Here is a 25,497-nt window from a genome sequence, read left to right as displayed (position 1 = left end):
CGGCACCAGGAGACCCGATGGCACGACCGCCGAGCGACGACGACTTCACCGAGATGGTGCATGCCGCCTGGCCGTCGCTGTACCGCACAGCCTATCTCCTGCTCGGCGATCGGGCCGAGGCCGAGGACCTGGTGCAGGCAGCGCTGGCCAAGACCTACGCGTCGTGGGGCAAGGTGCGCTCGCTGGAGGCCGCACCCGGATATGCCCGCACCACCCTGGTCAATACCGCCACCGCCTGGTTCCGCCGAAGATCGTGGCGCAACGAGCGACCCACCGCAGAGCTCCCCGAACCGGCCCACATCCACGTCGACGACCCGACGGACCGGCCCGCGGTGATCGCGGCGCTGGGCCAGCTGCCGCCGCGACAGCGCGCCGTCGTCGTCCTGCGGTACTACGACGACCTCAGCGTCTCCCAGACCGCGACCGCCCTCGGCGTCTCGACCGGCACCGTGAAGAGCCAGACCTCCGATGCCCTGGCCAAGCTCCGCGTGCTGCTCGGCGAGGACGCCCTCCCCCAGACCAACGGAGCCCACCATGACTGAGCCACTGACCCACCTGATGAACCGAGAGGCCGAGCATCTCGAGATCCCGGCCCCTCCGGCCGCGGCCGTGCTCACGCGAGGACGGCAGCTACGGCGTCGTCGTCGCAGCGCCATCGGCGCCGCGGCCCTGGCCGCTGTGATCGCACTCGGCAGCGGCGTTGCGTTGCTCCGTCCCGGTGACGACCGACGTGGCCTCGACCCGGCGCCTGCCACGGCGGACGGGATCGGCGCCGCCTTTGCGATCGGCAACGTCGTCTACGTCGACGGCGGTGCGCATTCAGCAACCGTTCCCGCACGCGCGGTGCAGGCTCTCTACCTCACCTCAGCGGGGCTCGTCGTCCAACACGAGGACCCTGGATCCCGACGGGGCGACCCACGCTTCTCGTTGGTGACCGCGGATGGACGTCTCACCCCACTCTCCACCGAGCCGAAGGCCAGGGATGCCTCGGCCGATCCGGCGTTGCCGTATCTGGGTTGGATCGAACGACGCGGGGCGGTAACGACCGCAGTCGTCCACGACGTTGCGACCGATCGTGACGTGCATCGCGTCCGATTGCCCGTCGAGGTCAGCAAGGGAGCGGTGACCTGGATGACAGGGCAGTACCTCGTGGTGGATGCCGCCGAGGGCGCCGCGGTGGTCGATCTGGCGACCGGAACCGCCACGGCGAGGCCGTCGGATGAGCTTCCACGGCCGGGTCCGATCGCGGGAACCGATCTGGATACAGATGTGTCGTTCGTGATCGATCCGACCACGGGTGAGCGGCTTGCCGAGGCGGAGGCCTCTGAAAGCCCCGACTCGCGCTTCGCGATCTCGCCGAACGGCCGATACGCGCGCTGGTACCGCGGCGACGGAGAGAGCTTCGTCTACGACCTCGCCGATGGAACTCGGGTCAGGCTGGACAGCGGTGCCGCAGAGTTCGGGTGGACCCCCGCCGACGTTCCTTTCGCCGTGACCGACGGGGGTGAACTGATCACCTGCGTGCCCACGACCGGAGAGTGCTCGTCGCGACAACTCGATCTCGTGGTGCGCCCGAACCAGACTCCACCGCCAGTCGGCGGAGTCGACAAGGATCCGAGCGACGACCTGTTGCTGGCCGGCGACGTGCAATAGAAGTCACTCAGCCACGCAGAAGGTCAGGATCGGCGAGCGACGCTGCGCCGCGTTCGTGGCGGAACGCCGGCAGGTAGAGCGCCGCACCCAGCACGCTGACCAGGCCGGCGGTCACCATAGCCGCCTGTACGGAGGTGGCCTCCGCGAGCCAGCCGATCGCCGGACCGGCGACGGCGCCGCCGGCGAACATCACCATCGAGTTCATCGACAGGACCGTCGCGCGGTTGCGTGCCGTGGCCTCGCGGTGCAGCAGGGTCGCGTGGGGCGCTCCGCCCATGCCGTGCAGCAGATAGGTCACGAGGTAGGCGCCGACGAGCCCGGCCGGCCCGAGCATCAGGCCCATGACGGCGGCGCCCAGCCCGTTCAGGATCCGCGCGGCGATCGCGGCGCGCACGACACCCCACCGGCGCATCAGGCGCCCGGCGAGGGTGGACCCGAGAGCGAACACGGCCCAGCCACCCGCGGCGACCGGGCCGAGGAGAGCGCCGGCCTCGGCCTCGCCTCCGAGCAGCTGGGCCAGGCGGATGGGCAGCATCGACTCGAACACGGTCATGCCGATCACCCAGAAGAGCTCGACCCCGACGATGCCGGCCAGGATCGGGTTGTGCCGCAGCAGGCTCAGACCGTCCTTGATGACCGTCGGGGTCTGCTTGGCCGACTCGATGGCCTGCTCGACCCGGGACCCGGTCACCGATCGCGGCGACTCGCGCACCAGCGTGAGCGTCAGCACCAGGTGCAGCACCGCGAACCCGATGGACACCGCGATCGGCAGTGCCAGCGCGCTGGCCCCCGCGACCGGGTGCCAGGCGATCAGCCCGCCCGACGCGAGGGAGCCCCCGGCGATCGCGACTCCCACGATCGTGCCCTGCCTGGCCAGCGCCTGGTCGACGTCGGCGCCCGGCTCGGACTCGTGCACGGTGTCGACGAACCAGGCCTCCAGCGGCCCGGAGTCGAGCGCCCGGTAGATCCCCATGAACGCCGCGGCGACCATGAACTGCCAGAACGAGGTCGCCGTCAGGTACAGCACGCCGGTGATCACGTCGATCACGCCGGCCACGACCAGGACCGACTTGCGCCCGAAGGCGTCGGCGAAGCCGCTCGTCGGCAGCTCGAGCAGCACCACGGCGAGGCCCTGGGCCGCGCCGTAGCTGAGCGTCTGCTGCACGGTGAGCCCGCGCTCGATCGCGAACAGCGTGAAGACGCCGATCACGAAGCCGACCGGGAGCCACCGGGTGGCCGTCAGGACGAGGAAGACGCGTTGTGCCGCGCTCGGCGACAGGTGGGTGGTCACGCGCGATCCTCGGGGTCCTCGTCGAGGTCGATCGGGAAGGTCACCGAGTACACCGCGATCCGCCTCGCCTCCGGATCGCCCTCCCCCGCACGGCGGTAGCGGGCGACGACCTCGCCGATCTCGTCTGTCAGCTGCTGGAGCTGAGCCGCGGTCACGACGACGAAGTCGTCGTTCATGCCCACCGCGTCGCGCCAGGCGGACGGCCAGGCGGCCTCGACGTCGAGCCATCGCCCGAACCGCTCCGCCAGGTGACGCAGGTAGTCGCGCACCAGCCAGTTCAGCGCCGTCTCGGAGTCCTCGTCACCGCTGAAGTCGCTGGCGACCCACTGGTGAGTGTCCGTGGCTGCCGCCCACAGACGCCGCTTGCCCTCACCCTTGCCGGTGTCGGCCACCAGCCCGACCGACTCCAGCTTGCGCAGGTGGTAGCTGGTGGCGCCCGAGTTGGTCTCCAGGTCCGCGGCGAGGTCGGTGGCGGTGGCCGGGCCGCCGCGACGTAGTGCCGACAGCAGCCGTGAGCGTAGTGGATGGGCCAGCACCTTCAGCGCGGCCGCGTCCAGCCGCAGGCCGGACTGACCGGAGTGATCGGAAGAGCCGGCATGGTCGTCGTTCGGGCCGGGGCGTTCGAGACCCATGCGTGCAGGATAGTTGTGCACACTTATTATGCACAAGTGTTCCGCATGCTGGGGTCAGTCTGATGCGGGCGGGGGTCCGGACTCCAGCAGCGCCTTGAACCCGTCCTCGTCGAGGACCGGGACGCCGAGCTGCTCGGCCTTGTCGGCCTTGGACCCGGCGTTCTCGCCGACCACGACGTAGTCGGTCTTCTTCGAGACCGACCCGGCCGCCTTGCCGCCACGGGCCAGGATCGCATCCTTGGCGGAGTCGCGGCTGAAGTCGACGAGGGATCCGGTGACGACGACGGTCAGGCCCTCGAGGGTGCGCGGGGTGGACTCGTCGCGCTCGTCGGCCATGGCGACGCCGGCCGCGGTCCACTTCTCGACGATGGCGACATGCCAGGGCACCTCGAACCAGGCGATCACCGCCTCGGCGATGGTCGGCCCGACGCCCTCCGCGGCGGCGAGCTGCTCCTCGGTGGCCGCCCGGATCGCCTCCATCGAGCCGAACTCCTGGGCCAGGGCGCGCGCCGCGCTCGGGCCGACGTGACGGATCGAGAGCGCCACCAGCACCCGCCACAGCGGAACCTCGAGCCGCGCGCCGAGGTTGTCGAGCAGGCGCTGCCCGTTGGCGCTCAGCTGCGGGCCCTCCTCGCCCTTCTTCGGCGCCCGGGTGAACAGCGGCGTGCGGAGCAGGTCGTCGGCAGTGAGGGAGAAGACGTCGCCCTCGTTGTCGATGACGCCGGCGTCGAGCAGGGCCGTGGCCGCCTCGTAGCCGAGGCCCTCGATGTCGAAGGCGCTGCGCCCGGCGACGAAGAACACCCGCTCGCGCACCTGCCCGGGACACTTCTCGTGGTTGGGGCAGCGCAGGTCCTTGTCGCCCTCCTTCTGCTCGGCCAACGCGGTGCCGCAGGCCGGGCACTGCGTCGGCATCACCCACTCGGCCAGCCCCTCGGGCCGCAGCGGCAGCACCGGACCGACGATCTCTGGGATCACGTCGCCGGCCTTGCGCAGCACCACCGTGTCGCCGGGTCGGACGTCCTTTCGCTTGACCTCGTGGGCGTTGTGGAGGGTGGCGTTCTCCACCGTCGAGCCCGCGACTCGCGTGGGCTCCATGACGCCGTAGGGAGTGACCCGGCCGGTGCGCCCGACGTTGACCCGGATGTCGAGCAGCTTGGCGTTGACCTCCTCAGGCGGGTACTTGAACGCGATCGCCCAGCGGGGAGCGCGACTGGTGGAGCCGAGCCGGCGCTGCAGCGCGACGTCGTCGACCTTGACCACCACGCCGTCGATCTCGTAGGGCACGATCGTGTGCCGGTTCTCCCCGGCGTTCTCGATGTAGGCCTCGACGTCGGCGAGGGTGGGCACCACCCGCACCTGCTCGGAGACCGGGAGTCCCCAGGCCGCCAGAGCCTCGTAGGACTGCGACTGTGCCTTCGGCTCGAAGCCCTCGCGTGCACCGGTGCCGTGGCAGACCATCCCGAGCGCGCGGGTCGCGGTGACGCGTGGGTCCTTCTGCCGCAGCGATCCGGCGGCGGCGTTGCGCGGGTTGGCGAAGGGCGGCTTGCCGGCCTCGGTCATCGACTCGTTGAGCCGCTCGAAGGCCGCCACGGGCAAGAAGACCTCTCCGCGCACCTCGACGAGACCGGGGACCGGGAACTCCTCGGTGCCGGTGAGCCGGTCGGGCACCGACTCGATCGTCCGGACGTTGGGGGTGACGTCCTCACCGGTGCGCCCGTCGCCGCGAGTGAGCGCGCGGACCAGGCGACCGTTCTCGTAGAGCAGGTTGATGGCGAGGCCGTCGACCTTCAGCTCGCACAGCAGCGCGGGCGAATCGATGCCGTCGCGACCCAGGCGGGTGTACCAGGACGCCAGCTCGTCGAAGGAGAAGGCGTTGTCGAGGCTCTCCATGCGCTGGCGGTGGTCGACGGCGGTGAACTCCGTGGAGACCGCTCCCCCGACCTTCTGCGTCGGCGAGTCCGGGGTGCGCAGCTCGGGGAACGCCTCCTCGAGCTCCTCCAGGCGGCGCATCCGGCGGTCGAAGTCGGCGTCGTCGAGGGTCGGGGAGTCCAGGACGTAGTAGCGCCAGCGCGCGTCCTCGACCTCCTCGGCGAGCAGGCGGTGCTCCTCGCGTGCCTCGTCGCCGGGAGCCTTCGGGGCCGAGGAGTCACTGCTGTCGACGTGGGAGATCTCGGACACGAGGACATCTTGCCGGGTGCCGCGGACACTCGTCCGGCTGCACTCCGGAACGACCGGGCGATGACTCCGACGCGGTCAGGCGGTCGATCAAGAGAAATCGACTTGCCGGGAATGAAACGAGGTCGTACTGTCTTCATCAGTACGAAACTGTTCCGTTCCATCTTGTGAGAGGACCTCCCGATGACTCCCGCCCCCGGCGACACCTCGGCCGAGGCCGCGACGCGGCCCCGGGTGGAGGGCGACCGCGAGCAGGAGATCCGCGACGCCACCCTCGACGTGCTCATCGACGTCGGCTACGACCGCCTCACCATGGACGCCGTCGCCAGCGCCGCCCGCGCCTCCAAGGCCACGCTCTACCGGCGCTGGAGCACCAAGGAGGCGCTCGTCGTCGATGCGCTCACCTCGATGAAGGGCACTCCGGTGCTGCCCGACACCGGGAGCCTGCGCAGCGACCTGCTCGCCTCCGCCTGCGGCATGGGCGGCCTCACCGACGAACGCCAGATCTCGTTGCTGGCCAGCATCGTCACCGCCATCGGCCGCGACCGTGACTTCGCCGATGCGTTCCGTGACCAGTTCGTCGCGCCCAAGGCCGCCGTCGGCCGCGCCATCTTCGACCGCGCCCGCGAGCGCGGCGAGATCCGCGACGACGTCGACCTCGACCTGATGGCCGCGGCGCTGCCCGGCATCCTCCTGCACCGCCAGTTCCTGCTGGGTGATCCGATCGATCTCACCTCGATCGAGCGGGTCATCGACCAGATCATCCTTCCGGCCGTGAGGCCCTGACACGACGTCCTCCGGACGCCCCTGACCACCGTTCTCGACGACATCCCCTGACGACCGGTCGACCGACCGGCGTCTCCCACGCCCGCCGGCGCTCCCTGCCGCCGGCCGATCGACCGAGCCCGAAAGAAGACCTATGACCGACCACACGACACTGGAGGAACGTCCCGAGTTCGCGCCCGAGCCCGCGGCCGGGCAGGAGAAGGAGCTCCACCTCGGGTGGGCGCTCGTCCTGATCTGCGTCGCGCAGCTGATGGTGGTGCTCGACGGCACCATCGCGAACATCGCGATCCCGTTCATCAGCAAGGACCTGCACATCGCCGAGGCGAACCAGACCTGGATCGTCACCGGCTACGCCCTCGCCTTCGGCGGCCTGCTGCTGCTCGGCGGCCGTCTCGGAGACCTCTACGGACGCCGCCGTCTGTTCATGACCGGCCTGATCGTCTTCGCGATCGCCTCGGCGCTCGGAGGCCTGGCCACCAACGAGGCCCTGCTGGTCGGCTCGCGCGCCCTCCAGGGTCTCGGTGCCGCGATGGCGGCTCCCGCCGCGTTGGCCCTGATCACCACGACGTTCCCGGCCGGGCCTGCCCGCAACCGCGCCTTCGGCGTGTACGCCGCGATGTCCGGCGTCGGCGCGGCCGTCGGCCTGATCCTCGGCGGCTGGCTCACCGGCCTCGACCCGAGCCTCGGCTGGCGCCTGACCTTCCTGATCAACACCCCGATCGGGCTAGCCGCGGCCTTCCTCGCCCCGCGTTTCCTGCGCGAGTCCGAGAGCCACCCCGGTGAGCTCGACGTCCCCGGCGCAGTCACCGGCTCGGTCGGGCTCGTCGGCATCGTCTACGGCATCACCCGCGCCGGGGAGCAGGGATGGGGCGACACCTGGACCCTGCTCCCGCTCATCGCAGGACTGGCGCTGTTCGCCGCCTTCCTCGTCATCGAGAGCCGCGCCGCGCACCCCCTCCTGCCGTTCCGCGTGTTCCTCCACCGGACCCGTGCGAGCAGCTTCGCGGCCATGTTCCTCGCCCCCGCCGCGATGTTCGCGATGTTCTTCTTCCTCTCCCAGTACATCCAGAACGTGATGGGCTACAGCCCGCTGCACGCCGGCGTCGCGTTCCTGCCGTTCTGTGTCGGCCTGATGGCCGCCGCCGCGATCTCCTCGAACCTGATCAGCCGGATCGACCCGCGGTTCCTCGCCGGCGTCGGCACGCTGATGGCCGCCGGGGCGCTCTTCGGGTTCTCACGGCTGCCCTACGACACCACGTGGCCGGTCACCGAGACCGACCCGAGCTACGTGAGCGACCTGCTCCCCTACATCCTGCTGATGGCGTTCGGCATGGGGCTCACCTTCATCCCGCTCACGCTGACCGCGGTGCACCACCTGCGCAACGAGGACTCCGGCATCGGCTCCGGCGTGCTCAACACCATGCAGCAGGTCGGCGGCGCGCTCGGCCTGGCCATCCTCGCCACCGTGGCCACGCACGTGTTCACCGACCGCGGCGCCGAGCTGGCCACGGCAGCCGCGAAGGCCGGTGCGCAGAACCCGGGCGCCCCGGCGCCGACCGCCGAGCAGGTGGCCGCGATGCAGGAGATGGTCCAGCACCAGGTGTTCGCCGAGGGCGCGACCAGCGCCTTCTTCGCCGCCTCGCTGATGATGCTCGCCGCCTCGGCGATCATCTGGGTCTTCCTGAGCGTCAAGCACCAGGAACTGGCCACCGACGGCCCCGAGGGCGGCGTCCACGTCGGCTGACCGGCCCGGCCCGATCGGTGGCGGCCCGCCTACTCTCCCCCGCGGAGGTGGCGGGCCGTCGCCGTGCTCAGGTCCAGCGCCTGCCGGGCCCAGCCGGGTGTCGCGCCGGCCAGCCCGCACGTCGGGGTGACGATCAGTCCGGAGCCACCGTCAGGGAGCATCCCGGGATCCAGGCCGAGCTGATCGAGCCACCGTAGAACCCGCTCGGTGATCTGCCGCTGCCCGGGCGGCGTCGTCGGGTCGGTGGAGGGCACCACGCCGAGAGCTACGCTCCCGCCGGACTCGAGCATCTCTGCCAGGACGTCCAGTCCGGCCGCGTCGACGGCGTCCAGGTCGACCGATAGCCCGCGAGCCCCGGCCCCGCGCACGAGCTCGAGCGGGGTGCCGGCGGCACAGGAGTGCACCCAGGGCTCGGCGCCCTGCTCCGCGATCGCATCGAGCACCCAGCCCAGCGCCTCGGACGCCTCCGGCGGATGGATGGTGCGGTGCTTGCCGAAGCCGGAGGCCGTGGGCACGCGTCCGCCGACGACGGCGGCCAGCGCGGGCTCGTCGACCTGGACGACGAGCCGATCGGCACCGGGGACCCGCCGACGCACGTCGCGCACGTGGGTGCCGATCCCCTCGGCCAGCGCCTGGGCGAGATCGCGGCGGGCGCCGACGTCGGCGAGGACCTTGTCGCCGCGCGGCTTCTCCACGGTGGCGGCCAGGGTCCAGGGTCCGGCGACCTGCACCTTGAGGGGGCCGGCATAGCCCTCGGTGAGCTCCTCGAGTACGTCGAGGTCCTGGGCCAGCAGGCTGCGCGCCCGGCGATGGTCCACGCCGGCCGACGCCGGACCGCCGGTGAGCCGCCAGCCGGCCGGCTGGAGGTCGGCGCCGAGGTCGGTGACCAGGCCGAGGGTGCGCCCCACCATGCCCGCCGCGACGCCGCGCGCCGGCACCTCGACAAGGTGCGGCATGGCGCCGACATCGGGGCTCAACTCGCCGAGCACGACCCGTTGGGCCTCCTCGAACGAGGTGCCGGGCATCGACCCGACGCCGGTGGCGCCGGCGCCGCTCATGCGCGATCCCCTACGAAGCGGACCGGGTAGGCGGTCGGTCCCCCACGTGGGCGATCCCCCACGTGGAGGATCCCGCACGTGGCGGATCCGCCACGTAGCCGATCCCCCACGTGGCCGATCCCGCACAGCCGCGTTCGGTCGGACCGGCTCATTCGGTCACCGCGATCGTGGCCGAGCCCACGACCCGCGTGCCGTCGTAGACGACGGCCGCCTGACCGGGAGCGATGCCGAAGGCGGGCTCGTGGAGCTCGATCTCGACGAACTCGTCGAGGACGCTGACCGTGGCAGGGAGCTCGCCGCCGTGCGCTCGCAGCTGCACCGTGCCGCGCATCCGGCTCGGTGCGCCGCCACACCATCGGGGCCGGACACCGCGCAGCCGGTGTACGGCGAGCCGCTCGCGCGGACCGACGGTGACGGTGCCCGACACCGGCTCGATATCGAGCACGAACCGCGGCTTGCCGTCGGGCGCCGGGCGGCCGATCCGCAGTCCCTTGCGCTGGCCGATGGTGAAGCCGTAGGTGCCCTCGTGACGGCCGAGCTCCTCGCCGGTGGCGTCGTCGATGATCGGGCCGCCGGAGTTGGGGGCCTGATCGCCGAGCTTCTCGCGCAGCCAGCCGGCGTGGTCGCCGTCGGCGACGAAGCAGATGTCGTGGCTGTCTGGCTTGTCGGCGACCAGCAGCCCGCGTCGGGCCGCCTCGGCGCGCACGTCGGGCTTGGTGGACCCGCCGAGCGGGAAGAGCGAGTGTGCGAGCTGGTGCTGGTCCAAGACGCCGAGCACGTAGGACTGGTCCTTGCCGTGGTCGAGCGCGCGGTGCATCTCGATGTCGCCGTCCGGTCCGGCGCGCAGCTGGGCGTAGTGACCGGTGGCCACGGCGTCGTAGCCCAGCGCCAGCGCCCGCTCGAGGACGGCGGCGAACTTGATCTTCTCGTTGCACCGCAGACACGGGTTGGGGGTGCGCCCGGCGGCGTACTCGTCGAGGAAGTCCTCCACGACGTCGTCGTGGAAGCGGTCGGAGAGGTCCCAGACGTAGAAGGGAATGCCGATCACGTCGGCGGCGCGGCGGGCGTCGTTGGCGTCCTCGATGGTGCAGCAGCCGCGGGCGCCGCTGCGGTAGGACTTCGGGTTGCGCGACAGCGCGAGGTGGATGCCGGTGACGTCGTGGCCTGCCTCCACGGCGCGCGCGGCCGCGACCGCGGAGTCAACCCCGCCCGACATCGCCGCCACGACCCGCAACCGGTCGCCCTGCCGCTCGGTCATGCCGGTCACGCGCGGCGCGCGGCCCGGGCGCGCTCGACGACCGGGCCGATGGCCTCGACCACCGCGTCGACGTCGGCGGCGGTGGAGGTGTGGCCGAAGGAGAAGCGCAGCGAGTGGCGCGCAGCGTCGTCGGTGCAGCCCATCGCCAGCAGCACGTGGGAGGGCTGGGCGACGCCGGCCGAGCAGGCCGAGCCCGTGGAGCACTCGATACCGCGGGCATCGAGCAGCATGAGCAGCGAGTCGCCCTCGCATCCGGGGAAGCCGAGGTGGGCGTTGCCGGGCAGTCGCGCGTCCCGAGACTCCAGCGGCGCCCCGTGCAGGTGCGCGTCGGGTACGACCTCGACGACACGGCGGACCAGGTCGTCGCGCAGCTCGGCCAGGTGGGTCGCGTGCTCGGCCTGTCGCTTGACCGCGAGCTCGATGGCGGCCGCCAGCCCGGCGATCGCCGGGGTGTCCAGGGTGCCGCTGCGGATGTCGCGCTCCTGGCCGCCACCGTGGACCAGGGCGACGAGGTCGAGGTCACGCCGCACGATCAGGACGCCGGCCCCGAACGGACCGCCGACCTTGTGCCCGGTGAGCGTCATCGCGTCGACGCCGGAGGCGGCGAAGTCGATCGGCACCGAACCGAGCGCCTGGACGGCGTCGGTGTGCACCGGGATCCCGTGGGCATGGGCCAGCGCGACGACCTCGGCGACCGGCTGGATGGTCCCGACCTCGTTGTTGGCCCACATGAGCGAGATCAGGGCCACCGATGCGGGATCGCGCTCGATCGCGGCGCGGGCCGCATCCAGGTCGAGCCGGCCGGTGTGGTCCACCGGCAGCAGCTCGACCTCGGCGTCCTCGGCACGGGCCAGCCACTCCATCGGGTCGAGGACGGCGTGGTGCTCCACGGCGCTGGCCAGGATCCGCCGGCGCGCGGGGTCGCCCTCGCGCCGCGACCAGTAGAGGCCCTTGATCGCCAGGTTGTCGGACTCGGTGCCGCCGGAGGTGAACACGACCTCGCCGGGGCGACAGTCGATGGCCTGGGCGATGGTCTCGCGCGACTCCTCGACGACGCGGCGGGCCTGGCGACCGGAGGCATGGAGCGAGCTGGGGTTGCCCGCCGTGACCAGCTGCGCGGTCATCGCCTCGACCGCCGCGGGCACCATCGGCGTGGTGGCGGCGTGGTCGAGATAGTGGGCGGGCCCGTTCTCGGTGGTCATGGCAGCACCCAGCGTACGGCGCCGGACGAGGCCGGGCAGAGCCGACCACGGTCCGGTTCCTCGGCGGCCGTCGCGGAACCGCTCACCAGGTCCATTCGAGCCGGTAGACCCCGGGTCCGAAGCCCAGCACGCCCAAGTGCACCGTCGATCCGACCGGCCGCACCGCGCGCCGCTGCAGACCCGCGGCGGAGTCCTCGACGGCGCTGAAGGCCGTGGGGAGGGTGCCCTTGAACCGCACCCACAGATCGGCGGACGTGACCCGCCGTTCGGCGACCGCGCTGTATCCGATCACGTCGCTGGACTCCTCGACCCGTGCCACGTCGGACGACATCGTCGTCTCCCCCAACGGCAGTGGCCGGTCCAGCAGCATCTCCCAGACGAAGTAGCCGGTCTGCGCGCACCAGGCCGTGCGCCCGACCCTGGCTCCCGAGCGGACCTCGACCTGCGGCTCGCTCGCCGGCGACTCGACGTAGCCGTGCCGCGGAGCGCGCACCGCACCGTCGACCCGGGCTCGCCACCGCGTCAGTCTGCTCACCGCATAGGAACGCCGGTCGGCTGCGACGTCGACGATCGTCACCCCGCCGAGGCCGTCGAGCTGGGTCGGCGGCACGCACCCCACAGCCTCGTCCATGGCCTGGAGGTCGACGTCCCGGCCGATCAGAACGTCGTAGTCCTCCCTGCCCTCGGGACCGACCCGGCGCGAGGGACCCAGATGGGCCACGAGCGAGCCGCTGGGCAGGTCGAGCAGCTCCTCCAGGTGCGGCAGTGCATCCAGCGACGCCCCGCGCTCGGGGCGACGGTGTCCACTGCGCCACGTGCTCAGGGCCCCCACGCTCACCGGTACGCCGCGGGCGGCGAGTCGCTCGCTGAGCTCGCGCAGGCTCAACCGCCGGCGCGCGATCGCCGCTGCGAGCACGCCGGAGAAGTCGCCACCGGTGGGGGGGCCGGAGCTAGGTCCGGCTGTGCTGGGCACACCACCATCATGCCGTGCCACCGGCAGGAGAAGGCGACGGGGCCGGACAGCGATGCTGGGCGGCCCCGTCGGGTTGCGCGGGCGAGCACCGAACGTTCGCGAACCGGAGATGGGGGGGTTGCCCGGTCGCGCCGACGGCGCTCGTACGCGCGTCACACGCCTCTCGGGAAGGCGCGCCGACCCACCATAGGGGACGGGCCTTCACATACGCATCCATCCGTGTATGCACGCGCGCGTCAACCCGCTACCACCGCCCTGCCGGCCACTTGCCGACTCAGCCGACGTCAGCGGCGGCCGGTCCCACCGACTCAGAACAGGAGGACCAGATCGTCACGGTGCACGACCTCGCGCTCGTAGGCCGCGCCCAGGTCGCGCTTGAGGTCGCGGGTCGAGCGGCCGAGCAGGGACGGCAGCTCCTCAGCGTCGAAGTTCACCAGTCCCCTGGCAACCGCGGCGCCGTCCGGACCGACGAGGTCGACCGGGTCGCCGGCGACGAACCGGCCCGACACGCCGGTCACCCCGGCCGGGAGCAGCGAGGCACCGCGTTCGACGACGGCGCGCACCGCCCCGGCGTCCAGCTCGAGGCGGCCACTGGCCACGGTCGCGTGCTTGAGCCACAGCAGCCGGGTCGGCCGCTTGCGCCCGGTCGGCCGGAACAGCGTCCCGACGCGCTCCGCGGCGAGCGCTCGGCCGGCCAAGGGTGCCGAGGTGAGGACCACGGGGATCCCGGCGCCGGTCGCGATCCGCGCCGCCTCGACCTTGGTCTGCATCCCGCCCGTGCCCAGCCCTGCGGAACCGGTCTTGCCGATCCGGACGCCGTCGAGGTCGTCGTCGCCGAGCACGACGTCGATCAGGCTGCTGGCGGGATCGGCCGGGTTGCCGTCGAAGAGGCCCTCGACGTCGGAGAGCAGGACGAGCAGGTCGGCGTGGACGAGGTGGGCGACCAGCGCGGCCAGTCGGTCGTTGTCGCCGAACCGGATCTCGGAGGTGGCGACGGTGTCGTTCTCGTTGACGATCGGCAGCACGTTGAGCTCGAGCAGCATCGCGAAGGTCTGGTGGGCATTGCGGTAGTGGCTGCGCCGGGTCACGTCGTCGGCGGTCAGCAGCACCTGTCCGGCGACCACCCCGTGCCGGGCGAACTCCTCGGTGTAGCGGTGGACCAGGAGCCCCTGTCCGACCGCCGCGGCCGCCTGCTGAGCGGCGAGCACCCGCGGGCGGCGTGGCATCCCCAGCGGCGCCAGCCCGGCCGCGATGGCCCCGGAGGAGACCAGAACCACCTCGACGCCGCGCGCCCGCGCCGCGGCCAGCGACTCCACCAGGCGGCCCAGCCGGTCGGGATCGATGCCACCCTCGGCGGTGGTGAGCGACGAGGAACCGACCTTCACCACGACGCGGCGCGCCTGCGCCACCTCGGCCCGGGACAGGTCGGCGGTCACCGGCTACTCACCGGGATCGCTCTCGCCCCAGTCGGGGTCCTCCGCGGAGCCGATCTCGTACGAGGTCGGCCCGTAGACCTCGGGCTTGTCGATGCGCCGCGCGACGTCGGCCCGGGTCTCGCCCTCGCCGCGCTCGGGAAGGGCCTCCTGGATCGCCCGACGGCGTCCGGCGGCCGGGCGCTCCTCGCGCAGCCGGGTGTCCTCGCCCCGGCGCGCGAGGTTCTCGGCGCCGGCGTCGAGGGTGGGCCGGAAGTCGAAGACCACCGAGTTGTCGGGGTGCCCGATCAGCACGGTGTCGCCGTCCTCGGCGCCGAGCTCGAGCAGCTTCTTCTCCACCCCGAGCCGGTTGAGCCGGTCGGCGAGGAAGCCGACCGCCTCGTCGTTGCTGAAGTCGGTCTGGCGCACCCAGCGCTCCGGCTTGGTCCCGCGCACCCGCCACCCCTCGCCCGTCTGCTCGACGGTGAAGTCGGAACCGCCGTCGGCGCTCGGCGGGCGCAGCACGATCCGCTCGGCGACGTCGACCGCCTTCGCCTCGCGAGAGGCCAGGACGATCTCGGCCATGGCGAAGATCAGCTCGCGGGTACCTTCGCCGGAGGCCGCGGAGACCGGGAACACGCGGTAGCCGCGCTCGCGCAGGTCGTCGATCACCATGTCGGCGATGTCGCGCCCGTCCGGGACGTCGATCTTGTTCAGCGCGACCAGCCGCGGCCGGTCCTCCAGGCCGCCGTAGCGGCTCAGCTCGTTCTCGATGATGTCGAGGTCGTCGACGGGATTGCGGCCCGGCTCGAAGGTGGCGGTGTCGAGCACGTGCACGATCGCGGCGCAGCGCTCGATGTGGCGCAGGAAGTCGTGGCCGAGCCCGCGACCGTCGCTGGCGCCCTCGATCAGGCCGGGCACGTCGGCGACGGTGAAGGTGACCTCACCGGCCCGGACGACGCCCAGGTTGGGCACCAGGGTGGTGAAGGGGTAATCGGCGATCTTGGGCCGCGCTCGCGAGATCGCAGCGATCAGGCTGGACTTGCCGGCACTCGGGAAGCCCACCAGGCCGATGTCGGCCACGACCTTGAGCTCCAAGATGACCTCGACCTCGTCGCCGGGCTCCCCCAGCAGCGCGAAGCCGGGCGCCTTGCGCTTGGCGCTGGCCAAGGCGGCATTGCCGAGGCCGCCGCGGCCGCCCTGGGCCAGGACCAGCTCGGTTCCGGGGCCGATCAGGTCGGCCACCACCTCGCCGTTCTTCAGGCTCACCACGGTCCCGTCGGGCACCGGCAGCACCAGGTCCGAGCCATGCGCGCCGTTGCGGTGCGAGCCTGCCCCCTGGCCGCCGTGCTCGGCCTTGCGGTGCGGGCTGTGGTGGTAGTCGACGAGCGTGGTGACGTCGGGGTCGACCCGCAGGATCACCGAGCCGCCGGGGCCGCCGTTGCCGCCGTCGGGGCCACCGAGCGGCTTGAACTTCTCGCGGTGCACCGAGGCGACTCCGTGACCGCCGCGGCCGGCGCTGGCGTGGAGCGTGACCCGATCGACGAAGGTGGGTACGGCCATGACGAGCTCCTGCCCTGGGTGACTGCTGGTGAAATCAACAAGGGCGCCCCGGATCGGGACGCCCTGTCGAGGTGCTACGGGATGCGCTGGTGCGCGGGGTGAGCGTCAGGTCACTCGCCCGGGACGATGTTGACGACCTTGCGGCCGCGCTTGCGACCGAACTCGACCGCGCCAGGGATCAGCGCGAACAGCGTGTCGTCGCCGCCGCGGCCGACGCCGCTGCCGGGGTGGAAGTGGGTGCCCCGCTGGCGGACGATGATCTCGCCGGCGTTGACGGTCTGGCCGCCGAAGCGCTTGACGCCGAGGCGCTGGGAGTTGGAGTCGCGGCCGTTCTTGGTGGACGCCGCGCCCTTCTTGTGAGCCATGTCAGTTCCTTGTGTGCTGGCGGTTTGGGGCCGATCCGAGCGCGAGAGGCGCTCAGAGCGAGATGTCGGTGACCTTGACCTGGGTGTACTTCTGGCGGTGACCCTGGCGCAGCTTGTAGCCGGTCTTGTTCTTGTACTTCTGGATGACGATCTTCGGGCCCTTGGTGCCGCCGAGGACCTCGACGGTGACCGCGGCCTTGTCCAGACCGGTGGCGGTGACGGTCTCGCCGTCGACGGCCATCACGACGGGCAGGGTCAGCGTGTCGCCGACCGGCGTCGAGACCTGGTCGATCTCGATGACGTCGCCGACAGCGACCTTCTGCTGCTTGGCGCCTGCGCGCACGATCGCGTACACCGCGGTCTCCTTCATCGTGTTGCCGTCTGTTGCTGCTGCTCGGTTACTTGCCGTGAGGTGATCTGGGCTCAGCCGCACGGCCAAGAGACTCGGTAGAGAAACTCGGGTGCCGGGCACGAGCCGGTGGGTCTCGTCACGTCGCGAGCACGCACCGAGGGTCAATCGTACGGATCGGAGTCCGGCTGGGCAAAACGAGCCGGGCCGGGCACCCGCCCGCGACGATCAGCGCTTGCGTCCCTTGCGCTTGATCGGCACGTGCAGGCCGTTGTCGTCGGCGTGCTCGGTCTGCTCGCCCGGCGCGCCGGCGTCATCGCCGTCAGGCCCGTGGCCGGTCGCGGCCGCGTCCTCCCCGGCAGCCGCGGCGCGGGCAGCGCGTGCGCTGCCCCGGCCCCGGGTCCGGGTGCTGACCTTGGGAGGCTCCGGGGCGACGTCGGGCGCCACCGGCACGGCCGAGGCGTCAGCGACGACCGGCTCCACGGGAGTCAGCGCGGCGGCCGGGGTGCTCGCGACGGTGCGCGACACACCACGCCGGGCCCGGGTGACGACGCGGGGGGCGGCCGGCTCGGTCGGCTCGGCGGGCTCGGTCGGCGGCACGGTGCCCGCTGCGGGCGCCGGCGCCTCCGCCTTCGGGTCGGTCGGCGCGGGCTCGCCGACGTCGTCGGCACGCTTCTCGATCGCCTTCGCGGACGCCTTCTCGATGGCCTTCGCGGGCGCCTTCCCCGCGGCCCTCCGCGAGCCCTTGGCAGCGCCGTTCTCGGCGGCCGGCGCCACAGCGGTCTCGCTGTCCTTGGGATCGCTGGCCTTGACCTCGGCGTCCTTGGGCTCGTCGTCCTTGTGCGACTCCGCATTGGCCATGGCCGCGAACTCCGCCGGGCTCGGCTTGTGGGCCGGCGGCGTGATCGCGGCCGGCGCGGCGGCCGAGTCGTCGCCACGTCCGCGACCGCCGCGGCGACGTCCGCTGCGACGCTCCCCCGAGCCGGAGCCCGACCCCGAGGAGCCATGGTCGTCGTTCTGGCCGCGCTTGGGCTCGACCGGCAGCTCGTGGACGACGACACCGCGACCCTGGCAGTGCTCGCAGTTCTCGCTGAACGACTCCAGCAGGCCGGTGCCGATCCGCTTGCGGGTCATCTGCACCAGGCCGAGCGAGGTGACCTCGGCGACCTGATGGCGGGTGCGGTCGCGGCCCAGGCACTCGACGAGTCGGCGCAGCACCAGGTCGCGGTTGGACTCCAGCACCATGTCGATGAAGTCGACGACGATGATCCCGCCGATGTCGCGCAGCCGCAGCTGGCGCACGACCTCCTCGGCCGCCTCGAGGTTGTTCTTGGTCACCGTCTCCTCGAGGTTGCCCCCCGAGCCGGTGAACTTGCCGGTGTTGACGTCGACCACGGTCATCGCCTCGGTGCGGTCGATGACCAGGGAACCGCCCGAGGGCAGGAACACCTTGCGATCCAGCGCCTTGGCGATCTGCTCGTCGATGCGGTGGGCCGCGAACACGTCGACGTCGTTGTGCTCGGCGGGGTCGTACTTCTCCAGGCGCTGCTCGAGGTCGGGAGCGACGTCGTGCACGTAGCCGCGCACGAGCTCCCAGGCGTCGTCGCCCTGGACGACGAGCTTGGCGAAGTCCTCGGTGAACAGGTCGCGGACGACCTTGAGGGTGAGGTCGGGCTCGCCGTAGAGGAGCTGCGGGTTGTTCCCGCGGCCCTTGGTCTTGGCCTCGATCTCCTCCCAGCGGGCCTTGAGCCGCTCGACATCCTGGGTCAGCTCGGCCTCGCTGGCGCCCTCGGCGGCGGTGCGCACGATGACGCCCGCGGTGTCGGGGACGATCTCCTTGAGCAGGGTCTTGAGGCGGTGCCGCTCGGTGTCGGGGAGCTTGCGCGAGATGCCCGACGTCGTGCCGTCGGGCACGTAGACGAGGAACCGGCCGGCCAGGCTGATCTGGCTGGTCAGGCGGGCTCCCTTGTGGCCGATGGGGTCCTTGGTGACCTGCACCAGCACGGTCTGGCCCGAGGAGAGCACCGACTCGATCTTGCGGGGGTTGCCGTCCTTGTGGCCCAACTGGGCCCAGTTGACCTCGCCGGCGTAGAGGACCGCGTTGCGGCCCTTGCCGATGTCGATGAACGCCGCCTCCATCGAGGGCAGCACGTTCTGCACCCGGCCGAGGTAGATGTTGCCGATCAGCGAGGTCTGGGACTCACGCGCGACGTAGTGCTCGACGAGGACCTTGTCCTCCAGGACGCCGATCTGGGTCAGGTCCTCGCGCTGGCGCACGACCATGACCCGGTCGACGGACTCGCGGCGGGCCAGGAACTCGGCCTCGCTCACGATCGGGGCCCGGCGGCGACCTGCCTCCCGGCCCTCGCGGCGGCGCTGCTTCTTGGCCTCCAGGCGGGTGGAGCCGCTGACCGCGGTGATCTCGTCCTCGGGCGAACGGGCCCGGCGCACGCGGGTGGTGGTGTTGCTCGGGTCGTCGCCGCTGCTGTCGCCGGAGTCGCCCTCGCGGCGGCGCTTGCGGCGGCGGCGCGACGAGCTGCCGCCACCCTCGCCCCCGGCGTCCTCGGCCGAGCCGTCGGACTTCTCCGAGCCCCCCGAGCCCTCCGACCGGCCGGAGGAGGTGTCGGGGTCGTCGTCGCCGTCGTTGGCGGAGTCGCTGGAGTCGCCACTGCGACGGCGACGCCGGCCGCCCCGGCGACGACGGCGGCGCGGCCCGCTCTCCGACTCGGCATCGTCGTCGGAGCTCGCGGTCTCATCGCTGTCGTCGACCTGCCCCGTGCCTTCAGCACCCTCGGCACCCTCGGCGCCCTCGGCCGGCTCGCTGCTCTCGACGTCGTCCGCGGGCTCCGAGGCGGGAGCCACGGCCGGGGCATCGGCCACGTCCGGCTCTTCGGCGTCGGCGGACTCTGCGACCGACTCGGCCGGCTCGGGCTGCTCGGGCTTCTTCGCGGTCTTCTTGGTCGCCCGCTTGGCGGTCTTCTTCGCAGCCGTCTTCTTCGCCGGCGCCGGCTCGGTCTCGGGCACCTGGAAGAGCGGCATCGTGCCGGACGGGCTGCTGGACCCATCGCCCGACTCGGCGGACGACCCGCTGGTCTCGTCGTCGGCGGGCACCTCGTCGGCGGGGGCGGCCTCGGCCGTCGCGGCGGCCTTCTTGGCGGGCGCCTTCTTGGCCGTCTTCTTCGCAGCGGTCTTCTTGGCCGGCGCCTTCTTGGCGGCCTTCTTCGCAGCGGCCTTCTTGGCCGGGGCCTTCTTGGCCGGGGCCGCGGCCTCGCCCGACTCGCCTGCCTCGCCCGGCGCGGCGGCGCCGGCCTCGACCTGGTCGGTCGGGTCGAGGGCGGGCTCGGGCGGCTCGGCGGGTGCGGCCACCTTCTTGGTGGTCCGCTTGGCAGCCGCCTTCTTGGGCGCCGCCTTCTTGGCCGCGGCCTTCTTCGCCGGGGCGGCAGCGGGCGGCTCGGTTTCCTCCGGCGAGGGCGGAGCCTGCGTCGCGTCGGTCTGGTTGTCGGCCTGGGTCTCGTCGTCAGCCATGGCGTGCTGCTCCTCATCCCGGCACAGCCGGGGTCTGGTGTTGTCGCACCGGCGTACTCAGGCGCGGCAACACGAAGTCTGGTCGGCGGCGGCGTCCTCCGCAGGGCGGCGCTGCACCTCGTCGGCCGCCTGCCGCGGTCGCACTGCCCGAGACCGCTCTCACCGATCCCGGACCGCGTCGCGGTCTGGCGACGACCTGGTTCATCGGGTCGGCCCACGAGCTCGGCCGGCCAGTTCGTCGTCGGGTGGCTTCGCGGGGCTCGGGGAGCACCGCTCGGTCACCACTCGCAGTATCGCACACCACACCCGGCGCCGGGATTCGCCGTTCGCCGGAGAGCTATCGCGCGAAGGGGTCGCCGACCTCGCCGGTGGCCTCGTCGAGCGGGCCTTGCTGGAGGCGGGTGAGCAGGGGCGAGGGGCCCGGGTCGAGGCCGGTGAGACGCGCCAGGCCGCCCAGCACGTCGTCGGGGCGCACGGCAGGGACGGTGTGCCGCAGGACGAGCTCGAGTGACACCGCGTCGTCGGCGTGGCCGGGCGTGTCGCGGACGCCGAGATCGAGGACGGCGGCGCGGGCGTCGAACTCCCGCAGCCCCTTCTTGGTCATCCGCTCGACCAGCACCGACTCCTCGGCGAGGAAGCGCGTCACGGCGGCCTCAGCGTCCGCCGCGCTGACCCCGGCGAGCGGACCGATCGTCCACCGACTGGCTTGGAGCAGGTCGGCCAGGCTCGGCACCGCTGCTTGGCCCGACGGCTGGGGCCGGCGCAGGGTGGCGGCGTCGATGACCTCGAGGACGTCGAGACCGTCGGGCAGGGCCTCGGCGAGCTGCGCGTGCACGTCGGCGGGCTCGACCACCTGCGCGAGCGCGATCTCGAGGTACTCGGCCTCACTGGCCGAGCCGGTGGGCGCGGCGCCGGCATAGGAGATGCGCGGGTGTGGGTTGAAGCCCGAGGAGTACGCCATCGGGATGCGGGCGCGGAAGACCGCGCGCTCGAAGGCGCGACTGAAGTCGCGGTGACTGGTGAACCGGAGCCGCCCGCGCTTGGCGTAGCGGATCCGCAGTCGCTGCACCGGTGGCGCCTGCTGCTCGGGTGGTTGGCGGCTCATAGCGGGATCCATCCCCCCTCTGCGGCGTCGTTGCTCTTCATCGCTGCCGAAGGGTAGACCGTCCCCACGCGGGTGCCGTCGAGCCACCCGCTGAGGCGCTCGGCCTCGGCGCGCAGCGCGGCGGCGGCCTCCTCGGAGACCGGCTCGAGCAGTCGCACGCCGACCGTCCCGGCGTCGTCCTGCACCCAGCAGCCGACGATCCTGCCGTCGACCCAGGCGGTGGTGCCCGCGTTGCCGTTGCGGTCGAACAGCTGCGGGCCATGGCCGCCGAGGTAGAAGTCGCGCCCCTTCCAGCCCATGACGGTGGGGTCGAGCACCGGCAGCAACCCGGCCCAGGGCTCGCAGTCCGGCTCCTCGTCGAGATCGTCGGGCAGCAGCCAGCCGATCGCGCCGCCGTCGAGGGTGACCGCCGCGGCGTCCAGGCTCGCGAGCGCGGCGCGCACCGCGCTCTTGGTGCTGCCCAGCCACCACACCAGATCGGCCTCGGTGCCCGGCCCGAAGGTGCGCAGCCAGCGGGCGACGAGCTCGGCGTAGCCCTCGGCGGAGGTCGTGGGCTCGGGGACGTCGTCGAGCCAGTCGGCGGTGCGGGTCCAGCGAGGTCGCGAGAGCCGCCAGTGCTGGGTGTTGGTGCCGCGCATCAGGTCGGCGGTGAGGCCGAGGTGGGTGAGGATCCGGCTGTGGTTCCAGACCGAGCCGGCGGTGACGTCGAGCTTCACCGCCACTTCGGGGAGCAGGTCGCGGACCTCGAGAGCGGTCAGGCCATCGGGCCGGTCGGCCAGGGCGCCGAGGATCGCGGCCCGCGAGTCGTGGACCCAGGCCACGCCGTCGGGGCTGAGCCCGGCCAGCTCGACGTCCTTGGCCATCCGCTTGAGCTCGATGTCGGCGACCCGCGCCGAGGCGCTCCCCCACGCGGCCGCCAGGAGGTCGCGCGGGAAGACGAACAGGGTGCGGCGCATCGCGAGCTGCTTGACCAGGCTGCGCTCCTCGAACAGCGCCCGGTCGACATCGGCGACCGCGAGGTCGGACACCCGTGCGTGCAACGAGAGGTACACGGTGGCCGGCTCGGTGGAGTGGAGCACCGTCATCGCGCGGGTGGCCGCCTCCGGCGAGGCGAGTCGCGACCAGGGCGCGATGCCGTGCCGGCGCGCCAGCCGGCGGCGGCGTTCGGCGTCATCGAGGTGACGCACCGGGGGCACAGGAAGGCTCACGGGCATATGGTGCCGGATTCCGGGGACACTCCTGCGAGACTGTGTGCCACCATCACCCCGGCACCCGCCCGCTCCCGCTCGGCCCACCCTCGGGCCGACCACCGGACTCCGAGGACCACGCATGAGCAACCCGTACGACCCGTACAACCCCAACCAGGGCCAGCAGCCCTACGGCAACAACCCCTACGGGCAGCCGAACCCGTACGGCGGCCAGCCGGCGAAGACCGACGCCGTCTCGATCACCGGCTTCATTTTCAGCCTCACCTGCTGCCTCTCGATCGTCGGCGCGATCCTCGGCTTCATCGGCCTCGGCCGCACCAAGAACGGCAAGCGCAAGGGTCGCTGGGCGGCGATCTCGGCCTCGATCATCGGCGTCCTCGGCACCTTGATCATGGCCGGCGGAATCGTCTTCTTCGTCATCTACGCCAAGTCGGTGGTCGACGTCGACCAGGCCAAGGTCGGCCAGTGCATCAACGTCGACGAGACCGACGACTCCGTGCTGCTGCGCGAGGCCAAGTGCGACGAGAAGCACGACGCCGAGATCACCTGGACCGGCACCTTCGGCGAGATCACCGATCTCAAGGGCCCCGACGGCAACCCGCTCACACCCTCGAACCCCGACGACTTCACCGACGCCGGCGCCTCGGCCCTCATCTGCACCGCCCTCATGGAGCAGGAGACCCCCGGCGTGGCCGCCAAGCTCGGCGACAACGTCCGGTACCAACTGGTCAACGAGGACCAGGACCCCGCCAGCAGCGACAAGGCCCTGTGCTACGTGGCCCCCAAGGACAAGGACGACCGGTTCAGCAGCAAGCAGCTGCCGTAGGCGCGGGCCGCGGCCTCGGGCAGCTGATCCCTAGACCACGCTGAGCGGCAGCAGCCGCTGCCCGGTGGGACCGATCTGGATCTCGGTGTTCATCTCGGGGCACACGCCGCAGTCGTAGCAGGGGGTCCAGCGGCAGTCCTCGACCTCGACGTCGGCGCTGCCGTCGGCGACGGCGAGGGCGTCCTCCCAGTCGGCCCAGAGCCAGTCCTTGTCGAGGCCGGAGTCGAGGTGGTCCCAGGGGAGGGTCTCCTCGTAGTCGCGCTCGCGGGTGGTGAACCAGGCCAGGTCGACGCCGGTGCCCGCCAGCGCCGTCTCGGCCGCCTGCATCCAGCGCTCGTAGGAGAAGTGCTCGCTCCACCCGTCGAAGCGGCCGCCGTCGCGCCACACGGCCTCGATGATGCGGCCGACCCTGCGGTCGCCCCGGGAGAGCAGGCCTTCGATGATGCCGGGCTTGCCGTCGTGGTAGCGGAAGCCGATCGCGCGGCCGAAGCGCTTGTCGGCACGGACGACGTCGCGCAGCTGGCGTAGCCGGTCGTCGGTGGTCTCGACGTCGAGCTGGGCGGCCCACTGGAACGGCGTGTGCGGCTTGGGCACGAAGCCGCCGATGGAGACGGTGCAGCGGATGTCGTTGTGGCCGGTGACCTCGCGGCCCTTGGCGATCACGGCCTTGGCCAGCTCGGCGACCTGGAGCACGTCGTCGAGCTCCTCGGTGGGCAGGCCGACCATGAAGTAGAGCTTCACCTGACGCCAGCCGTGCGAGTACGCCGTGGCGACGGTGCGGATGAGGTCCTCCTCGGTGACCATCTTGTTGATCACCTTGCGCATCCGCTCGCTGCCGCCCTCGGGGGCGAAGGTGAGACCGGAGCGGCGTCCGTTGCGGGAGAACTCGTTGGCCAGGGTGATGTTGAAGGCGTCGACGCGGGTGGAGGGCAGCGAGAGCGAGACGTTCGAGCCCTCGTAGCGATCGGCGAGGTCCTCGGCGACCTCGGCGATCTCGGTGTGGTCGGCGCTGGACAGCGAGAGCAGGCCGACCTCCTCGAAACCGCTCTTGCGGATGCCGTTCTCGACCATCGCGCCGATGGTCTCGATCGAGCGCTCGCGCACCGGGCGGGTGATCATCCCCGCCTGGCAGAACCGGCAGCCGCGGGTGCAGCCGCGGAAGATCTCCACGCTGAACCGCTCGTGCACGGTCTCGGCCAGCGGCACCAGCGGCTTGGCCGGGTAGGGCCAGGCGTCGAGGTCCATCAGGGTGTGCTTGCGGACCCGGTGCGGGATGCCCGGGCGGTTGGGGGCCACCTCCGCGATCGCACCGGTGCCACCCGGCCCGTCGTCGTACGTCACGTCGTAGAACCGCGGCACGTAGATGTTGCCGGTGACCGCCAGGCGCCGCAGCAGCTCGTCGCGGCCGGAGCCCATCTCGCCGGCAGGGCGGCCCTCGGCCTTCCACTCGCGCACGATCTCGGAGATCGCCAGGACGACCTCCTCGCCGTCACCGAGGACGGCGGCGTCGATGAAGTCGGCGATCGGCTCGGGGTTGAACGCGGCGTGCCCGCCGGCGAGGACGACGGGATCGGCGTCGGTCCGGTCGGCCGAGTGCACCGGGATGCCGGCCAGGTCGAGCGCGTTGAGCATGTTGGTGTAGCCGAGCTCGGTGGAGAAGCTCAGCCCGAAGAGGTCGAAGTCGCGGACCGGACGGTGCGCGTCGACGGTGAACTGCGGGATCGGCCCGTGCTCGTCGCCCTCGCGCATCACCGCCTCCATGTCGGGCCAGACCGCGTAGGTGCGCTCGGCCACGATCCAGTCGCGCTCGTTGAGGACCTCGTAGAGGATCTGGACGCCCTGGTTCGGCAGACCCACCTCGTAGGCGTCGGGGTACATCAGCGCCCAGCGCACCGTCTCGCCGTCCGGCGCGCAGTCCCAGTCCTTGACCGTCGAGTTCAGCTCGCCGCCGACGTACTGGATCGGCTTGGAGACCGAGGCCAGGCGCGGCTCGAGGCGGGGGAAGACGCTCGCGGATCCCACAGACTGCCCAACAGACATGCGCTCAACTCTACGAGCGTTGTGCCGCTGACCCGAATGGACGGCGACCACGGCGGCTTCGTGCCCTTCCGAGTCGACCCGTTCCGCGCAATTGCGCCGTTCGGGCCCTCGCCAGGCCGCCCAACTGCACCGTTCCGCGCAATTGCGCCGTTCGGGCCCTCAACAGCCCGCCCAACTGCACCCTTCCGCGCAATTGCGCCGCACCAGCCCGCCCCGACCGCACCATTCCGCGCAATTGCGCCGTTCGGCACCATTACCCGCAGGTAGACCGACCCGATCCACGCAATTGCGCGGAACGGTCCCGATCACCCCCGATCACCGATGACCCCAGA

General features: G+C 71.9%; 20 protein-coding genes. 5 read left to right on the top strand and 15 right to left on the bottom strand.

Going from position 1 to position 25,497, the window contains the following annotated elements; genetic code table 11:
• Positions 1-17: 17 nt before the first annotated feature.
• Together WMR31_RS14860 and WMR31_RS14855 are read left to right on the top strand one after the other, a co-directional pair.
• A complete protein-coding gene (locus WMR31_RS14860; protein ID WP_340539635.1) occupies positions 18-542 on the top strand; it encodes a SigE family RNA polymerase sigma factor in 525 nt (174 codons plus the stop codon).
• Positions 535-1,653 (top strand): hypothetical protein, encoded by a 1,119-nt coding sequence (locus tag WMR31_RS14855; protein WP_340539634.1) that lies wholly within the window; start codon positions 535-537, stop codon positions 1,651-1,653. Before WMR31_RS14860 ends, WMR31_RS14855 begins: the two co-directional genes overlap by 8 nt.
• A gap of 7 nt (positions 1,654-1,660) precedes the next feature.
• Here the strand turns inward: WMR31_RS14855 and WMR31_RS14850 are convergent, their stop codons facing one another.
• From WMR31_RS14850 to ligA, 3 genes are read right to left on the bottom strand one after another with little or no spacing between them, the layout of a single operon-like run.
• The gene (locus tag WMR31_RS14850; RefSeq protein ID WP_340539633.1) at positions 1,661-2,944 is read right to left on the bottom strand and encodes an MFS transporter; all 1,284 of its coding nucleotides are present in this window, start codon (positions 2,942-2,944) and stop codon (positions 1,661-1,663) included.
• Positions 2,941-3,576 (bottom strand): helix-turn-helix domain-containing protein, encoded by a 636-nt coding sequence (locus WMR31_RS14845; RefSeq protein ID WP_340539632.1) that lies wholly within the window; start codon positions 3,574-3,576, stop codon positions 2,941-2,943. Before WMR31_RS14845 ends, WMR31_RS14850 begins: the two co-directional genes overlap by 4 nt.
• Positions 3,577-3,630: 54 nt before the next feature.
• The gene (gene ligA, locus WMR31_RS14840) at positions 3,631-5,745 is read right to left on the bottom strand and encodes an NAD-dependent DNA ligase LigA (RefSeq protein ID WP_340539705.1); all 2,115 of its coding nucleotides are present in this window, start codon (positions 5,743-5,745) and stop codon (positions 3,631-3,633) included.
• Between the two features lie 189 nt (positions 5,746-5,934).
• Between ligA and WMR31_RS14835 the strand changes: the two genes are divergently transcribed.
• Together WMR31_RS14835 and WMR31_RS14830 are read left to right on the top strand one after the other, a co-directional pair.
• Positions 5,935-6,537 carry a TetR/AcrR family transcriptional regulator gene (locus tag WMR31_RS14835; RefSeq protein ID WP_340539631.1) on the top strand — a complete coding sequence of 201 codons (603 nt, stop codon included), beginning with the start codon at positions 5,935-5,937 and terminating at the stop codon, positions 6,535-6,537.
• A gap of 133 nt (positions 6,538-6,670) precedes the next feature.
• Entirely contained in the window at positions 6,671-8,281 is a 1,611-nt protein-coding gene (locus WMR31_RS14830; protein ID WP_340539630.1) for an MFS transporter, read from the top strand.
• Between the two features lie 29 nt (positions 8,282-8,310).
• Here the strand turns inward: WMR31_RS14830 and WMR31_RS14825 are convergent, their stop codons facing one another.
• From WMR31_RS14825 to WMR31_RS14775, 11 genes are all read right to left on the bottom strand, one after another.
• Entirely contained in the window at positions 8,311-9,339 is a 1,029-nt protein-coding gene (locus tag WMR31_RS14825) for a uroporphyrinogen decarboxylase/cobalamine-independent methonine synthase family protein (RefSeq protein ID WP_340539629.1), read from the bottom strand.
• Positions 9,340-9,487: 148 nt separating this feature from the next.
• Positions 9,488-10,573, bottom strand: a complete 1,086-nt coding sequence (gene mnmA, locus WMR31_RS14820; RefSeq protein ID WP_340539704.1) for a tRNA 2-thiouridine(34) synthase MnmA — start codon at positions 10,571-10,573, stop codon at positions 9,488-9,490.
• 29 nt (positions 10,574-10,602) lie between these two features.
• On the bottom strand, positions 10,603-11,799 hold the full coding sequence (locus WMR31_RS14815) for a cysteine desulfurase family protein (protein WP_340539628.1): 1,197 nt from the start codon (positions 11,797-11,799) through the stop codon (positions 10,603-10,605).
• Between the two features lie 82 nt (positions 11,800-11,881).
• Positions 11,882-12,772, bottom strand: a complete 891-nt coding sequence (locus WMR31_RS14810) for a hypothetical protein (protein WP_340539627.1) — start codon at positions 12,770-12,772, stop codon at positions 11,882-11,884.
• A 308-nt stretch (positions 12,773-13,080) separates the two neighbouring features.
• Positions 13,081-14,208, bottom strand: a complete 1,128-nt coding sequence (proB, locus tag WMR31_RS14805) for a glutamate 5-kinase (RefSeq protein WP_340539626.1) — start codon at positions 14,206-14,208, stop codon at positions 13,081-13,083.
• A gap of 3 nt (positions 14,209-14,211) precedes the next feature.
• The gene (gene obgE, locus WMR31_RS14800; RefSeq protein WP_340539625.1) at positions 14,212-15,747 is read right to left on the bottom strand and encodes a GTPase ObgE; all 1,536 of its coding nucleotides are present in this window, start codon (positions 15,745-15,747) and stop codon (positions 14,212-14,214) included.
• A gap of 110 nt (positions 15,748-15,857) precedes the next feature.
• Positions 15,858-16,112, bottom strand: coding sequence for a 50S ribosomal protein L27 (gene rpmA / locus WMR31_RS14795; protein ID WP_340539624.1), 255 nt, complete (start codon positions 16,110-16,112; stop codon positions 15,858-15,860).
• 52 nt (positions 16,113-16,164) lie between these two features.
• On the bottom strand, positions 16,165-16,467 hold the full coding sequence (gene rplU / locus WMR31_RS14790; RefSeq protein WP_340539703.1) for a 50S ribosomal protein L21: 303 nt from the start codon (positions 16,465-16,467) through the stop codon (positions 16,165-16,167).
• Positions 16,468-16,689: 222 nt separating this feature from the next.
• Entirely contained in the window at positions 16,690-19,986 is a 3,297-nt protein-coding gene (locus tag WMR31_RS14785) for an Rne/Rng family ribonuclease (RefSeq protein ID WP_340539623.1), read from the bottom strand.
• A gap of 337 nt (positions 19,987-20,323) precedes the next feature.
• Positions 20,324-21,091, bottom strand: coding sequence for a TIGR03936 family radical SAM-associated protein (locus WMR31_RS14780; protein WP_340539622.1), 768 nt, complete (start codon positions 21,089-21,091; stop codon positions 20,324-20,326).
• Positions 21,088-22,299: a winged helix DNA-binding domain-containing protein gene (locus WMR31_RS14775; protein ID WP_340539621.1), complete on the bottom strand. Its 1,212-nt coding sequence runs from the start codon at positions 22,297-22,299 to the stop codon at positions 21,088-21,090. The genes WMR31_RS14780 and WMR31_RS14775 overlap by 4 nt, the downstream gene beginning before the upstream one ends.
• A gap of 121 nt (positions 22,300-22,420) precedes the next feature.
• On the opposite strand from WMR31_RS14775, the gene WMR31_RS14770 reads away from it, so the two are divergent.
• Positions 22,421-23,125 carry a DUF4190 domain-containing protein gene (locus WMR31_RS14770; protein ID WP_340539620.1) on the top strand — a complete coding sequence of 235 codons (705 nt, stop codon included), beginning with the start codon at positions 22,421-22,423 and terminating at the stop codon, positions 23,123-23,125.
• A gap of 30 nt (positions 23,126-23,155) precedes the next feature.
• Here WMR31_RS14770 and WMR31_RS14765 read toward each other — a convergent pair whose 3' ends face one another.
• Positions 23,156-25,165, bottom strand: coding sequence for a TIGR03960 family B12-binding radical SAM protein (locus WMR31_RS14765; protein WP_340539619.1), 2,010 nt, complete (start codon positions 25,163-25,165; stop codon positions 23,156-23,158).
• Positions 25,166-25,497 lie beyond the last annotated feature (332 nt).

This window comes from Nocardioides epinepheli (assembly GCF_037936805.1).
GTDB lineage: Bacteria > Actinomycetota > Actinomycetes > Propionibacteriales > Nocardioidaceae > Nocardioides.
The sequence above is the reverse complement of the archived record's forward strand: the minus strand, read 5'-3'. Positions and strand labels throughout refer to the sequence as shown.

Excerpts from the sequence above, each read along its gene's own strand:
- WMR31_RS14855 (WP_340539634.1), top strand. The coding sequence starts at position 535 with ATGACTGAGCCACTGACCCACCTGATGAACCGAGAGGCCGAGCATCTC.
- WMR31_RS14835 (WP_340539631.1), top strand. The coding sequence starts at position 5,935 with ATGACTCCCGCCCCCGGCGACACCTCGGCCGAGGCCGCGACGCGGCCC.
- WMR31_RS14765 (WP_340539619.1), bottom strand. The coding sequence starts at position 25,165 with ATGTCTGTTGGGCAGTCTGTGGGATCCGCGAGCGTCTTCCCCCGCCTC.
- WMR31_RS14825 (WP_340539629.1), bottom strand. The coding sequence starts at position 9,339 with ATGAGCGGCGCCGGCGCCACCGGCGTCGGGTCGATGCCCGGCACCTCG.
- rpmA (WP_340539624.1), bottom strand. The coding sequence starts at position 16,112 with ATGGCTCACAAGAAGGGCGCGGCGTCCACCAAGAACGGCCGCGACTCC.
- WMR31_RS14845 (WP_340539632.1), bottom strand. The coding sequence starts at position 3,576 with ATGGGTCTCGAACGCCCCGGCCCGAACGACGACCATGCCGGCTCTTCC.
- WMR31_RS14860 (WP_340539635.1), top strand. The coding sequence starts at position 18 with ATGGCACGACCGCCGAGCGACGACGACTTCACCGAGATGGTGCATGCC.
- WMR31_RS14780 (WP_340539622.1), bottom strand. The coding sequence starts at position 21,091 with ATGAGCCGCCAACCACCCGAGCAGCAGGCGCCACCGGTGCAGCGACTG.
- obgE (WP_340539625.1), bottom strand. The coding sequence starts at position 15,747 with ATGGCCGTACCCACCTTCGTCGATCGGGTCACGCTCCACGCCAGCGCC.
- WMR31_RS14770 (WP_340539620.1), top strand. The coding sequence starts at position 22,421 with ATGAGCAACCCGTACGACCCGTACAACCCCAACCAGGGCCAGCAGCCC.
- WMR31_RS14785 (WP_340539623.1), bottom strand. The coding sequence starts at position 19,986 with ATGGCTGACGACGAGACCCAGGCCGACAACCAGACCGACGCGACGCAG.
- WMR31_RS14830 (WP_340539630.1), top strand. The coding sequence starts at position 6,671 with ATGACCGACCACACGACACTGGAGGAACGTCCCGAGTTCGCGCCCGAG.
- WMR31_RS14815 (WP_340539628.1), bottom strand. The coding sequence starts at position 11,799 with ATGACCACCGAGAACGGGCCCGCCCACTATCTCGACCACGCCGCCACC.